Origin of the sequence: Rhodoferax sp. UBA5149 (assembly GCF_002413825.1) — a bacterium.
Classification (GTDB): Bacteria; Pseudomonadota; Gammaproteobacteria; order Burkholderiales; family Burkholderiaceae_C; genus Rhodoferax.
Genome location: NZ_DHXT01000087.1, coordinates 1 through 12,869, shown reverse-complemented (window position 1 = coordinate 12,869; position 12,869 = coordinate 1). Strand labels below are relative to the sequence as shown.

Below are 12,869 nucleotides of genomic sequence, written 5' to 3'. Positions count from 1 at the left end.
GCCGACCTGATTGCCACGCTGGAAGGCTTTTCGCGCCAGGACGTGGATGCGTTTGCGCTGGAATCGCAAAAGCGCGCCACCCACGCTAGAGCCAGTGGCTACTTTGACCGTTCGGTGGTTCCCGTGACAGACTTCCTGGGCCAGGTCATTCTGGCGCAGGACGAATTCATCAAGCCGCAGACCACGCTGGAAGGACTCGGCTCACTCAAATCAGCCTTCGAGCAAATGGGCGGCATGGGCTTTGATCAGATTGCCCTCACGCGCTACCCACAGGTGGAGCGCATCAACCACGTGCACCATGCCGGCAATTCGTCCGGCATCGTCGATGGGGCTGCCGCGGTGTTGATTGGCTCCGAGGCCGCTGGCAAGACCCACGGCTTCACGCCGCGCGCCCGCATTGTGTCGGCGGCCCTGAGCGGCGCCGACCCCACCATCATGCTGACCGGCCCCATGCCCGCGGCCCGCAAGGCCTTGGCCAAGGCCGGTCTGACGATTGACCAGATTGACCTGTTTGAAGTGAACGAGGCCTTTGCCGCGGTGGTGATGCGCTTCATGAAAGAGATGAAAGTGCCGTTTGAGAAGGTCAACGTCAATGGTGGCGCCATTGCCATGGGCCACCCGCTGGGCGCCACGGGCGCCATGATCCTGAGCACCCTGATTGACGAGCTGCACCGCCGCAATCTGCGCTACGGCATGGCGACGTTGTGCGTGGGCGGCGGCATGGGGATTGCCACCATTGTTGAAAGAATTTAACGAAATCAGGCCATAGCCCTCGTATTCATTGCGCAATACGCTCCTAATTTCATAGCAAAACACCCATGAAAACCATCAAATACGAACTGCAAGACTCAATTGCCACCATCACCTTTGACGAGCCCAACTCGCCCGTCAACACCATGTGCCTGCAATGGCAGGAAGACCTGTCGACCTTGACCGAGCAAGTGCTCAAGGACAAGGACGCCATCAAGGGCATCATCCTGGCCTCGGCCAAAACCACTTTTTTTGCTGGCGCCGACCTCAAGGGCGTCATGCGCGTTCAAGCTTCGGACGCGGGCGCCATCTTTACCGGGATTGAACTGGTCAAGAAGAACTTCCGCACTCTTGAGACCCTGGGCAAGCCGGTGGTCAGCTGCCTCAACGGCACGGCCTTGGGCGGCGGCTGGGAAGTCGCACTGATCGGCCACTACCGCATCGCGGTGGATGACCGCAAGATCCAGTTCGGCCTGCCCGAAGTGACGCTGGGCCTGCTGCCAGGCGCCAGCGGTATCACCAAGATGACGCGCCACCTCGGCCTGATGGGCGCGCAGCCCTACCTGGTGGAAGGGAAACTCTTCTCGCCGAAGGAGGCGAAAGGTTTGGGACTGGTGCATGAACTGGTGACACCGTCGGACAACGCAGCCGACCAGATGCGGGCCAGCGCCCTGGCCTGGATTGCCGCCCACCCCAGCGCGGAGCACCCGTGGGAGGCCAAGGGCTACAAGGTCCCAGGCGGCCTGCCCTCCAATCCGGCAGTCGCCAACATGCTGGTGGTGGCTCCCGCCATGATCAAGAAGCAGACACGCGGCCTGTACCCCGCGCCTGAGGCCATCATGGCCTGCATGGTGGAAGGGCTGCAAGTGGACCTGCCCACTGCCCTGCGGATCGAGAGCCGCTACCTCGTCAAGCTCATGACCGGCATCAACGCCCGCGCCATGATCAACACTTTTTTCTTCAATCTCAATGCCATCAAGAGCGGGCAGTCGCGACCTTCTCAATCGCCGCGCTTCAAACCCGCCAAGGTCGGTTTGCTTGGTGCCGGCATGATGGGCGCAGGGATTGCCTTCGCGCAGGCCAGCAAGGGCATCGCCACCGTGCTCAAGGACGTCAGCCAGGAAAAGGCGGCGGCGGGCAAGGCCTACAGCGCCAAACTCACACAAGCGCGCGTGGACAAAGGCCGCATGAGCGCGGACGACCAAAAGCAGGTGCTGGAGCTCATTCTCGCCACCGACCAAGTGGCGGACCTGGCGGGTTGCGACCTGATCATCGAGGCGGTGTTTGAAAACCGCGAGCTCAAGGCCCGGGTCACCCAAGAAGCCGAGCCCTTGCTGGCGCCCGGTGGCTTCTTTGCATCCAACACCTCCACCTTGCCGATCGGCGGTCTGGCTGCGGCCAGTGCCGCACCCGAGAAATTCATCGGCATCCATTTCTTCAGCCCGGTGGACAAGATGAAGCTGGTGGAGATCATTCGCGGTCAAAAAACCGACGACGAAACCGTGGCCCGTGCCTTTGACTACGTGCAGGCCATCGGCAAGATCCCGATCGTGGTGAACGACTCGCGCGGCTTCTTTACCAGTCGCGTGTTTGGCACCTTCGTCATGGAAGGTGTGGCCATGCTGGGTGAAGGCATTCCGGGCGCAGCCATTGAAAACGCCGGCATCCAGTGCGGCATGCCAGTCGGGCCGCTGGCCGTGCTGGACGAGACGGCGCTGACCCTGAGCCTGCATGTGATGGAACAAACGCGCGCCGACTTCGAGGCCGAGGGCAAAACCTATGTCGCCAGCCCCGGCGAGCTGCTGGTAGCCGACATGGTGCGCCTGCACAAGCGGCCCGGTCGCGCCGGTGGCGGCGGCTTCTACGAATATCCCACAGAGAAAGGCGTCAAAAAATTCCTGTGGCCACAGCTCAAGCCCCTGTTTGAAAAAACCGACGCCCCCTGGAACATCACCGACCTGAAAGACCGACTGCTTTATCGTCAGGCGGTCGAGACCGCACGCTGTCTGAGCGAGAACGTGCTCACCACCGTGCATGATGCCAACATCGGCTCCATCTTCGGCATTGGCTTTCCGGCCTGGACCGGTGGCGCCATGCAGTTCATCTACGGCATGGGCATCGACAATTTTGAAAAACGAGCCGCTGAACTGGCGCAACAGTTTGGCCAGGGCTTCGCCCTGACGGAGGAAGTGAAAGCGGCCATCCGGCGCTACCAACCGGTCTATTGAACAGTTACAGGCGCAAGGCCTTGAACGTGCTGAAAGCGTAGGAATACCATGTTGGCAAAACTACTCCGACGCATGCTATTGGCGCAGCTTTTGCTCGGGGCCGGGCTGGGCTACCTGCTCAGCGCCACCCTGGGTTGGCCGAAATGGAGCCCGTGGGTCATGGCAGCGTCATGGCCGCTGTTAACCATGACTTTGATCGTTGTCGTTAGCGCCCTCAAATCCAGGTCACCCGAAACGTCTGCCCTGTGGTGGCGTTCGGTGCTCGGAGAGTTGGTAACGGAATTTCAAATTTTCCTACTCAGGCTGCCTTGGACCACGACCGCTCCCGGTTTCCTGCCCGCCACCGGCTCAGCGGCGAAAATCCCCGTCGTGCTGGTGCACGGCTACCTATGCAACCACCGCATCTGGGACGACATGGCCAATGCCCTGCGTGCCGATGGGCATGCGGTGTTTGCCGTTGATCTGGAACCGCTGTTCACGTCCATTGACCGCTACACACCCATCATCGAGACAGCCGTTGCCGAACTCTGTCGGCAGACCGGCGCCACCCAGGTGGCATTGGTCGGGCACAGCATGGGTGGACTGGCCATCCGCGCCTGGATGCGGGCCCACGGGACGCAAAGGGTGGCCAGCGTGCTGACCTTGGGTACGCCCCATGCCGGCACGCAGATTGTTCGCAACACCCGCGCCCAAAACGGCCAGCAAATGAACTGGCGCAGCCCCTGGCTCGAAGAACTCGCGTTGGGCGAGTCAGACGCCACCCGTGCGCTGATGCGCATCGCCATCACGCCCCACGACAACATCGTCTACCCGCAACGTGAGCAAGCGCTGCACGGTGTGGAGCCGATTGTTTTTGAAGGAATAGGGCATGTCCAAATGTGTCTGAACAAGCCGGTCATCGCTTGGGTACTGTCACAGCTATCAGGGACAACTTGAAATTGCAGCCTCTGCAGGGCAACGCGCTTTCCCGATTCAGCTTGTCTGGGTCGGCTCAACCGCTGGCACCGATTCGGCCCTTCGTCTGCGGGGTTTGCGGCCACCGGTGGACTCAATGAACAGTGCTTTCCCGTCGGGCAGCGAGATCGCAACTTTGTCCTGGCCGTCGTGGGTCAGGTGGTAGACCGTTGAGCCACTGATCTCGGTTGAGGTTTCCAGCGTTCCCTGCGTCAGCAATTGCGACAGTTCGGCCACCGAGCCGGAACGCCAAAGTAATTTGCTCATCGTTGTTTCGCCTGATGTTCGCGGAAGCGGGCCGTGAACCCTGGCACATCCAGAGGTCTTCCAAAATAATAGCCCTGCACTTGACCGCACCGCATTTTCAGCAGCAGGTCAACTTGTTCTTTTCTCTCGACGCCTTCGGCCACGACGTTCAGGCCGAGGCTGATCGCCATGGCGATGATCGCGCTGGCGATGGCGGCATCGTCCGCGTTGTCGTGAATATCGTTGATGAAGGACTTGTCTATCTTCAACTCGTCAATCGGAAAACGGCGCAAATACGACAGGCTGGAATAGCCCGTGCCGAAATCGTCGAGCGAGATCGACACCCCGAGACTCTTCAAGGCGCGCAAAGCGACCAGCGTGCTGCTGACGTCCTGCATCACCATGCTTTCGGTCAGCTCCAGCGTCACGTTCGTCGGATCGACGCCGGTATTCTCAAAGATGGATGCCACGCGTTCGGCCAGGTCTTCTTGCCGGAACTGGCGCGATGACATGTTGATCGCAATCTTCAAGCCGCTCAAGCCTTCGCTTTGCCAGGCCACTTGCTGACGGCAGGCTTCAGCCAGTACCCATTCACCCAGGGGCAGGATCAGGCCCGACTCTTCCGCCAAGGGGATGAATTCGATCGGATGGATCATGCCTATCTGCGGATGTTGCCAGCGCACCAGCGCCTCGGCGCCAACGATGCGTTCACTCGCGAGGTCGATCTTGGGCTGGTAGTGCAGGATGAATTCGCCGCGCTCCAGGCCGCGCCGCATGGCGCCTTCCATGTTCATGCGGCTGATCGCGGTCACGCCCATTTCCGGCATGAACTGGCGCACACTGTTGCGCCCATGCTCCTTGACGCGGTACATGGCAATATCGGCGTAGCGCAGCAGGATTTCACCGTGATCGCCATCGCGCGGGTAGAGCGAAATGCCGATGCTGGCCGTGACGAACACTTCGTGGCCACCGATTTCGAACGGTCGCGCCAAGGCTTTCAGCACCTTTTCGGCGACCACGTCGACGTCGCCGGTTTCGGGCAGATCGGTCAGGATGAGCACGAATTCATCACCCCCCAAGCGGGCCACGGTATCGGTCTCGCGCACGCAACCGTTCAGGCGTTGCGCGACCTGCTTCAGCATTTCGTCGCCGGCACCATGGCCGGAGGCATCGTTGATCAGCTTGAAGTGATCCAGATCCAGCAGCATCAGGCCCACCGACAAATCACTGCGCTTGGCCCAGGCAATCGCTTGCTTGATGCGGTCGTTCAGCAAATTGCGATTGGCCAGGCCGGTCAGGCCGTCATGCGTGGCCTGATATTCCAGCTCTTTCTGGTAGTTGAGGCGCTCGCTGACGTCGTTGATCACGCTGACGAAATGCGTCGTGGCGGCGCCAGAGGCATCTTTCACCGGCGAGATATGCAACTCGTTCCAGAATTGCGTGCCATCCTTTCGGTAATTGCGCAGCAGCGCCTGGCCTTCGCGTCTTTCACGCAGGGCGGCGCGGATCTCTTCGAGGTCGGGTTGGGCCAGATCATCGCGCACCAGGAACCGGCCCTCGCGCCCGATCACTTCCTGCGCGCTATAGCCGGTAATGCGCTCGAAAGCCGGGTTGACATAGACGATGGAATGATCGTTCTCGTCGCTGCGCGTGATCATGATGCCGTTGCTGCTGGAGACCAGCGCCTGCTCGCGCAACAACAGGGCTTGTTCGGCGTCCTTCAGCTGGGACTGGCTTTGAGAGATGTCCTGCTTGATCGCGACCCAGTGGATGATGCGGCCCTCTTTATTGCACAAGGGGCTGACGATCTGGCGTTCCCAATACGAGCTGCCGTCGCGGCACCAGCTCAACACCTCCCCTTGCCAATGTTCGCCGACACCCAGCACCGTCAGCGCCCTTCGAACCTGTTCGCTGCCTGGCGCGCCGGATTTCCACAAGACATGCGTTCCCAGAACCTCCTCCAGTGCGTATCCCGACGCTTTGCAGAAGCTGTCGTTGCAGTACTCCAGCTCGCCTGCCACATTGGTGATCACGACAGAGAAAGGACTTTGCTGCACCGACAAGACCAGCATTTCCACGCTGTCCTGCAAATCATGGTGATCGTGCGGGGTTGACAGGGCATGGATGGCTTCGGCCAGTTCGCGTGCCAGGCGAACGAGGATGCGGTGCGCTTCGTGTCCCTCAGCCAAATCGAAGGCCGCGCTGACGCGCAATTCGGCCAGCGGCAAACCATAGCGCGCCAGCGGCAGCGCCAAATGCCGCATGGCGGCACCGGCGTTGAACTGCTCGGCTCGGGCGCGATAAATTTCCGATTTGTCACCGAGGTCAAGCTCGACTTCCGCGCTCAGATAACCCGCCTTTTCTACCAAAATCCGGCAAAATCCGCGTAACATTTCGGCTAGATCGCCGTCAAACCAAAGGCAGTGGGACAGCTCACCGAGCAGCAAGTACCACGTTTCCAGTCGGCGCGATTCCATATCCAGGGGGTCTGATTCGTCGGTTTTCATCATTTCCATTCACAGTTCCCAAAGACAACGCTGGCGCAAGAGGCAGCTGAAGAATTCTAGTGCCCTGCCATGCAGCAGCAAAACAATGGTCAGGGCTTCACGCTTCAGGCACCGGGAAATACGACATAACTAAGTGAACCAATTCAACAAGCCAAAGACTAACCGCTAAGCATACGGGAAGGGATGTACTCATGTCGCGAATAAAACGCTTAAAGGCGTCATTAACGCAATTTCCGGATATTGACGCGCCGTCCATGTGGCTATTGGCCTTCGAGCATCGTGCGTTTTGGGAATTCTGGGCCGGTATGCTCGGCTTCAAGCCGCTGCAACTGCTGGCACCCTGGGGCGATGGACACCCGGTGCTGGTGATTCCCGGTCTGGGCGCTTCAGACGGTTCGACCGCCTTGCTGCGCAAGTTTCTGGATGGCCTCGGTTATGTCACCTATCCTTGGGGCTTGGGACGAAACTTGGGGCAAAAAGAAGAAGGTACGGCGTCGATGCGCCAGCGGCTGAAGTTCATCTTCGACCGTCATGGAAAAAAAGTCAGCGTGATCGGACAGAGCCTGGGCGGGGTGTTTGCCCGTGAACTGGCCAGGTTTGATCCCGACCGGGTGCGCCAGGTCATCACCCTGGGCTCACCCTTTACCGGCCATCCGCTGGCGTCCACCGGCACGCATCTGTACGAGTGGCTGTCCGGCGACCGGTTTGAAGACCTGGATTTCAGCCAGCATCTGGAGATGCGCGTCAAGCCACCGGTACCGACCACGTCGATCTACAGCAAACTCGATGGCGTCGTGGCGTGGGAATGCTCTATCGAAGAGGGCCGACCCGAAGGCGAGAGCATCAACCTGCGCGGCAACAGCCACATCGGCATGGGCAGCAGCCCGAACGCCTTGTACCTGATCGCAGATCGCCTGGCACAGCCCGAAAATGACTGGAAACCGTTCGAAGCCAGTGGTCTGGGGCGATGGTTCTATGGGCCGGATGACCATCATCCGAGAGAGCGCAATCGGCGTAGGCGCGCGGAGGACAAAGCGCGCACCTCATGAATCAAGAAAAGCGCTAGGGTAAGCCGACGCCCGGTACGTCCACCGGCATCGTGAAAATCATCCCTGACAGGGCCAGGCGGGACTGCTCCGGCGTGAGCATCACCTTGCCCGTCAGCACAAACAGGGTTTTGCGTTGCGGCCCGCCCAGCATGCAGGCCACGGCCTGTCCCAACGTGGGAATCCGATGCGTTACTTCACCACCCTCGCGCACGCGCAGCACCTCGCGGCTGATGGGTGAAGCCACCCACACCGCACCTTGCGCGTCCAGGCAAATGCCATCCGGCGCGGCGCCTTGTAGTTGCGCCCACACGCGGCGCTCGCCGAGCGTGCCATCCGCCCCAATGGTAAAAGCCGTCAACCGTGCACCGTAGCTTTCAGCCACGATGAGCGTGCGACCGTCGGGCGTGATGACGCTGCCATTGGGAAACTGCAGGTCGTCGGCCACCACGCTCGCCTGGGCGTCGGGGGTCACCATGATCAAAACCGTGGGTACGGGCTTTTGCCGCGCCGCAATGTCAAAGCCGAAGTTGCCGATGTAGGCACGGCCAAGCGCGTCCACCACCATGTCATTGCAATGAAACGGCGCCAGATGCGACAGGTCTGCCACCTCGGTCAGACCCTGCGGATCCAGCCGCAACAGGCGCCGGTCCGTCATGGACACCACCAGCAGCCGCCCGTCAGGCAGCCAGCCCAAGCCCGATGGTTGACCCGGCACCTCCACCACGGTCTCAACCCGGCCATCCATACCCACCCGCTTGACGCTGTGGGTATAAAAATCAGAAAACCACAGCGCACCATCGTGCCAGCGCGGCGACTCCGGAAAGGCCAGCTGATCGAGAAATGGCGTGAGAATCGATTCAGTTGTCATGAATGTCCTTATTGGAGTGGGGTTCCGGCATCCTACAGTCAACAACAGAGCGTTCACGGTCACGGGTTTGACAGCCTGGCTTCATATTTGACAAAGTCAACCAATTTCGTGACCTTGTCAACCATAAACTCCAACCCACCCTCTGCTGCCGAACTGCACATCCAGGCCGTGCGCGGCTTCAATCGCTTCTACACCCGGCGCATTGGCGTGCTGGACCCCTATCTGGGGAGCGGTCTGTCGCTGACCGAAGTACGCGTGCTGTATGAATTGGCGCATCGCGACCAGCCCACGGCCACGGAACTGGGCCATGACCTAGGACTGGACGCCGGTTATGTGAGCCGCATCCTGCGCCGCTTTGAAACCAAAAACTGGTTGGCCCGCGTACCCTCCCCCGCTGATGCGCGGCAAAGCCTGCTGGCGTTGACGAACGTCGGACGCCAGGCTTTCGCACCCTTGCAGCAGAAATCACGCGACGAAGCGGCCGCTCTGCTCGCGCCGCTTGCCGATAGCGACCGACACCAGCTGATTGACGCCATGGGACGGGTACAACGCCTGCTGGACCCGGCCAGCCCCAAGGGCCAGACCCTGGTGGCGCTGCTACGCGACCCCCAGCCCGGGGACATGGGCAGGGTGATCCAGCAGCACGGCGAAATCTATGCCCGCGAGTACGGATGGAACGCCGAGTTCGAGGCGTTGGTGGCGAACATCGTGGCGCAGTTTGTGCGGCAGCATCAGCCCGGCTGGTAGCGCTGCTGGATGGCCGAGTTGAATGGTCAACGGGTGGGCTCGATTTTTCTGGTGCGCAAATCAAAAACCGTGGCCCAACTGCGCATGCTGATCCTGACGCCCCAGGCCCGCAGCTTGGGGCTGGGCGCCCGCTTGACTGACGAGTGCATTGCCTTTGCACGCAACAAGGGCTACAAGAAAATGGTGTTGTGGACCAATAGCTGCCAGCGCATGGCATGTGACGTTTATGCCAGGAAAGGCTTCAAACTGGTCAAAAGCGAGCCCTATCGCGGCTTCGGGCAAGACTTGGTCGGCGAGACCTGGGAACTGAAACTTTGAATCCCACTACCACGGCGCCGACGCTCGGATATCTGGTAAAACCAGTGTCATGACTGATATTGCCACCGACCCGCAGCACTTTACCAAGGCGGTCACCGAACTGGGTGAAAAGCGTCCGGTGGTGACAACCCAGGCCATTTTCAATGATCGTGGTGTGAAGATCCTGGAAAAAGGCGTGGCGATCAACGCCGGCTTGTACGAGCGCTTGATGGCGCACAAGCTGACGGTACCGATTGAGCACTCGGTGGCCAGCACGCCCACCGTCACCGGACAGATGTTGCGCGCGCAAGCGGAGCAAGCCATGCGCGACGTGCCTTTCTTTACGCGGATCAGCGCCGACGTCAGAACCCACAGCATGCTACTTGATGCGCTGGAAAAAATGCCATTGCCTGACCCCATGGCATTTCAGCTCACCCTGGCCTGCGAAGTACGCCCGGAACTTTTTCACCACTCGATCTATACGGCGCTCTTTGCATCCTGGATGACGCTGGTTCACAGTGCATCGCGCTTTGACATCGGCATGGCCGCCGCCGCCGGATTGCTGCACGACATCGGAAAGCTGCATCTTGAGCCATGTTGGCGCCGGGACGCAAGGCGCCGGAATCGCGCCTGTGGGTACAACTGCGCATGAACCGGCATCGCTATGACGCGGTGATACTTGAGCACGTGGTGCAGCACCTGGGGCCGCAAGGTGAGCGACATAACGAGGGCTTGGCATTGATGGCCGATCCTGTGAGCCAACTCATCGAGATCGATGCCGCCCTGTCGGATTGGCCCGCCGACGCCGAGTTTCGCGTGGAACTGAGCGCAGTGCGCCGGGAGAGCATGGCCGCCGGGGCTGTACAGGCTGCGCAATTGCGTCGCACGCTGGCCGCTGTGGGCGCAGCACCGCAGCAGTTGGCGCAATTGGGGGGCGACGCGCTAGACAATTTTCTTCAATTGGAGTTGACACTGGTGGCGCAGGAAGCCGCCTGGCAATTGCGCTCGCTGGCTCGCCAGACCACGCGGCGTTGGAACCGTGAGCCCGATGGCCAACATCCAGACGCCCTGCAAGCGTGGCTGGACCGGGTGGAAGCCTTGCTGGCCAACGTCAACAGCATCACTCCGGCGCACGCTGACGACACCGAATAAGCCATGTCTGAGCATCAAAACCCTAACTCATCACGTCCCGTTTCCCTGCTTGACCTGTTCTGGTCATTTACCTGGCTCGCCCTGCAGGGCTTTGGTGGCGTGCTCGCCGTGGTGCAACGCGAGCTGGTGGAAAAAAAGAAATGGCTGACGCGCGAGGAGTTTGTGGAAGACTGGGCCGTGGCGCAAATTCTGCCTGGCCCCAATGTCGTCAACCTGTCGCTGATGATTGGCGACCGCTACTTTGGCCTGCGCGGCGGGCTGGTGGCGCTGGCTGGCATGCTGACCTTTCCGATGCTGATCGTGCTGGCGCTGGCGGCCATCTTTGCCGGCATTTCCGATTCGCCAGGCGTTCAGGGCGCGCTGCGCGGCTTGGGCGCCGTGGCGGCCGGCCTGATTGCCGCCACCGGACTCAAACTCATTGACGCTTTAAAGACAAATGCAATGGGAGCCCCCGTTTGCTGGGCGATAGCAGCTATTACTTTTATAGCAATCGCGGTGCTGCGGGTGCCTCTGGCGTGGGTCCTGCTGAGCGTTGGCGGGCTCGGCTGGTACTGGGCTTACCGGCAACTGGGCCGGGCGCAGGCGCTGGGAGCAGCCAAATGAGTCTGAGCTTGACGGGCGCCGACTGGCTGGCACTGCTGACCCATTTCATGTCGCTATCCTTGCTGGCCATCGGTGGCGCCATCGCCACGGCACCCGACATGCACCGCTATCTGGTAAATCAACAGCACTGGCTGAGCGACGGCCAATTCAGCTCCTCCATCGCACTGGCGCAGGCGGCACCCGGGCCGAACGTGTTGTTTGTCGCCCTGCTGGGCTGGAATGTCGGCATGAACGCCGGCGGCGGCATGGGCGGCGGCCTTGTCGCCTGGGCCTATGCCTTGCTGGGCGTCGTCATCGCCATGATCGGCATCATGCTACCCAGCACCACCCTCACCTTCGCGGCGGCCCGCTGGGGCCATCAAAACCGGGAGCTGCGAGCGGTGCGCGCCTTCAAGCAAGGTATGGCACCGATCGTGATTGCGCTGCTGATTGCGACCGGCTGGATTCTTGCCACCAGCCAAGGCAGCTCGGTACAACACTGGCCCTTGTGGCTGCTGACCGCGGCGTGTACCGTGCTGGTGTGGCGCACCCGCTTGCATTTGCTGTGGTTGCTGGGGGTTGGCGGGCTGTTGGGGTGGATGGGTTGGGTCTAGGGTTTTTCGTTGTCAGCTGCGCTGGCGCACGGCCTCATACAAACACACGCCGCTGGCCACCGACACGTTCAGGCTCTCCACGGCGCCGCGCATGGGAATGCTGACCAGCTCGTCGCAGGTCTTGGCGGTGAGCTGGCGCATGCCGTCGCCTTCCGCGCCCAGCACCAGTGCCACCGGGCCTTTGAGGTCGGCCTGGTAAATCGTTTTGGCTGCGACGTCGCTGGTGCCGATGATCCAGATGTTGCGCTCCTTGAGTTCGTTCAGGGTACGCGCCAGATTGGTCACCATGAAATACGGCACGGTTTCGGCCGCGCCGCTGGCCACCTTGGCGACCGTGGCGTTGATGCCGGCGGCATGGTCCTTGGGCGCGATCACGGCGTGCACCCCGGCACCGTCGGCGACCCGCAGGCAGGCGCCCAGATTGTGCGGATCGGTCACGCCATCAAGTACCAGAATCAGCGGCGCTTCGCGCTCGGCTGGCGGCAATTGGGCCTGGGTGGCTTCGAGTTGTTCCAGCAGTTCGTCCAGCGAATGCACCTGGGCCAGCTCTTGCACCCGCGCGGCTACGCCCTGGTGCCCGTGTCCGCCACACAGCTTGGCCAGACGGATGCCATCGGCCTCGATCAGGCGTGCGCCGACCTCATTGGCTTTTTCAAGGAATTGGCGCATGCGCGCATCGCGGCGCGTCGGCTCGAAATAAATCTCAATGATGGATTTGGGCGCGGTTTTGAGACGCACGCCGACGGCGTGAAAGCCGAATAAAACTTTGGATGAAGACATGCGCCAATTATCGCGGCTTCTAGATCGCTACTAAAAACATAGCTGCTCGCGCAATAAGCACGAGGGCTAGCGCTCAAATTGGCTTAAACATCAAC

General features: G+C 60.9%; 12 protein-coding genes and 1 pseudogene. 9 read left to right on the top strand and 4 right to left on the bottom strand.

What is annotated here, in order from left to right; translation table 11 throughout:
* The 3 genes from B3V69_RS07325 to B3V69_RS07315 form a co-directional block, all read left to right on the top strand.
* On the top strand, nt 1-753 hold a 753-nt coding region (locus tag B3V69_RS07325; protein WP_296445185.1), incomplete at its 5' end, for an acetyl-CoA C-acyltransferase.
* Nucleotides 754-818: 65 nt separating this feature from the next.
* Nucleotides 819-2,978, top strand: a complete 2,160-nt coding sequence (locus B3V69_RS07320) for a 3-hydroxyacyl-CoA dehydrogenase NAD-binding domain-containing protein (protein WP_296445183.1) — start codon at nt 819-821, stop codon at nt 2,976-2,978.
* 48 nt (nt 2,979-3,026) lie between these two features.
* Nucleotides 3,027-3,914, top strand: coding sequence for an esterase/lipase family protein (locus B3V69_RS07315; protein WP_296445180.1), 888 nt, complete (start codon nt 3,027-3,029; stop codon nt 3,912-3,914).
* A gap of 36 nt (nt 3,915-3,950) precedes the next feature.
* On the opposite strand, the gene B3V69_RS07310 is transcribed toward B3V69_RS07315, so the two are convergent.
* The gene (locus B3V69_RS07310) at nt 3,951-4,199 is read right to left on the bottom strand and encodes a hypothetical protein (protein WP_296445179.1); all 249 of its coding nucleotides are present in this window, start codon (nt 4,197-4,199) and stop codon (nt 3,951-3,953) included.
* Entirely contained in the window at nt 4,196-6,685 is a 2,490-nt protein-coding gene (locus B3V69_RS07305) for a GGDEF and EAL domain-containing protein (RefSeq protein ID WP_296445177.1), read from the bottom strand. Before B3V69_RS07305 ends, B3V69_RS07310 begins: the two co-directional genes overlap by 4 nt.
* A 191-nt stretch (nt 6,686-6,876) precedes the next feature.
* Here B3V69_RS07305 and B3V69_RS07300 point away from each other — a divergent pair, with 191 nt between their 5' ends.
* Nucleotides 6,877-7,734, top strand: a complete 858-nt coding sequence (locus B3V69_RS07300; RefSeq protein WP_296445175.1) for an esterase/lipase family protein — start codon at nt 6,877-6,879, stop codon at nt 7,732-7,734.
* 13 nt (nt 7,735-7,747) lie between these two features.
* Here the strand turns inward: B3V69_RS07300 and B3V69_RS07295 are convergent, their stop codons facing one another.
* Nucleotides 7,748-8,602 (bottom strand): SMP-30/gluconolactonase/LRE family protein, encoded by an 855-nt coding sequence (locus B3V69_RS07295; protein ID WP_296445173.1) that lies wholly within the window; start codon nt 8,600-8,602, stop codon nt 7,748-7,750.
* Nucleotides 8,603-8,710: 108 nt separating this feature from the next.
* On the opposite strand from B3V69_RS07295, the pseudogene B3V69_RS07290 reads away from it, so the two are divergent.
* From B3V69_RS07290 to B3V69_RS07270, 5 genes and pseudogenes are all read left to right on the top strand, one after another.
* Nucleotides 8,711-9,667, top strand: a pseudogene (locus B3V69_RS07290) (bifunctional helix-turn-helix transcriptional regulator/GNAT family N-acetyltransferase).
* A gap of 49 nt (nt 9,668-9,716) precedes the next feature.
* Complete coding sequence (locus tag B3V69_RS07285) at nt 9,717-10,298, top strand: hypothetical protein (protein WP_296445170.1); 582 nt, start codon at nt 9,717-9,719, stop codon at nt 10,296-10,298.
* On the top strand, nt 10,295-10,798 hold the full coding sequence (locus B3V69_RS07280; RefSeq protein WP_296445168.1) for a hypothetical protein: 504 nt from the start codon (nt 10,295-10,297) through the stop codon (nt 10,796-10,798). The genes B3V69_RS07285 and B3V69_RS07280 overlap by 4 nt, the downstream gene beginning before the upstream one ends.
* Nucleotides 10,799-10,801: 3 nt before the next feature.
* Nucleotides 10,802-11,401, top strand: coding sequence for a chromate transporter (locus tag B3V69_RS07275; protein ID WP_296445166.1), 600 nt, complete (start codon nt 10,802-10,804; stop codon nt 11,399-11,401).
* The gene (locus B3V69_RS07270) at nt 11,398-11,994 is read left to right on the top strand and encodes a chromate transporter (protein ID WP_296445164.1); all 597 of its coding nucleotides are present in this window, start codon (nt 11,398-11,400) and stop codon (nt 11,992-11,994) included. Before B3V69_RS07275 ends, B3V69_RS07270 begins: the two co-directional genes overlap by 4 nt.
* A gap of 12 nt (nt 11,995-12,006) precedes the next feature.
* Here B3V69_RS07270 and rlmB read toward each other — a convergent pair whose 3' ends face one another.
* Nucleotides 12,007-12,774, bottom strand: a complete 768-nt coding sequence (gene rlmB / locus B3V69_RS07265; RefSeq protein ID WP_296445162.1) for a 23S rRNA (guanosine(2251)-2'-O)-methyltransferase RlmB — start codon at nt 12,772-12,774, stop codon at nt 12,007-12,009.
* Nucleotides 12,775-12,869 lie beyond the last annotated feature (95 nt).

Bases quoted from the DNA above. Each gene is read 5' to 3' on its own strand.
- B3V69_RS07320 (WP_296445183.1), top strand. From the start codon at position 819: ATGAAAACCATCAAATACGAACTGCAAGACTCAATTGCCACCATCACC.
- B3V69_RS07315 (WP_296445180.1), top strand. From the start codon at position 3,027: ATGTTGGCAAAACTACTCCGACGCATGCTATTGGCGCAGCTTTTGCTC.
- B3V69_RS07310 (WP_296445179.1), bottom strand. From the start codon at position 4,199: ATGAGCAAATTACTTTGGCGTTCCGGCTCGGTGGCCGAACTGTCGCAA.
- B3V69_RS07305 (WP_296445177.1), bottom strand. From the start codon at position 6,685: ATGAAAACCGACGAATCAGACCCCCTGGATATGGAATCGCGCCGACTG.
- B3V69_RS07300 (WP_296445175.1), top strand. From the start codon at position 6,877: ATGTCGCGAATAAAACGCTTAAAGGCGTCATTAACGCAATTTCCGGAT.
- B3V69_RS07295 (WP_296445173.1), bottom strand. From the start codon at position 8,602: ATGACAACTGAATCGATTCTCACGCCATTTCTCGATCAGCTGGCCTTT.
- B3V69_RS07285 (WP_296445170.1), top strand. From the start codon at position 9,717: ATGACTGATATTGCCACCGACCCGCAGCACTTTACCAAGGCGGTCACC.
- B3V69_RS07280 (WP_296445168.1), top strand. From the start codon at position 10,295: ATGAACCGGCATCGCTATGACGCGGTGATACTTGAGCACGTGGTGCAG.
- B3V69_RS07275 (WP_296445166.1), top strand. From the start codon at position 10,802: ATGTCTGAGCATCAAAACCCTAACTCATCACGTCCCGTTTCCCTGCTT.
- B3V69_RS07270 (WP_296445164.1), top strand. From the start codon at position 11,398: ATGAGTCTGAGCTTGACGGGCGCCGACTGGCTGGCACTGCTGACCCAT.
- rlmB (WP_296445162.1), bottom strand. From the start codon at position 12,774: ATGTCTTCATCCAAAGTTTTATTCGGCTTTCACGCCGTCGGCGTGCGT.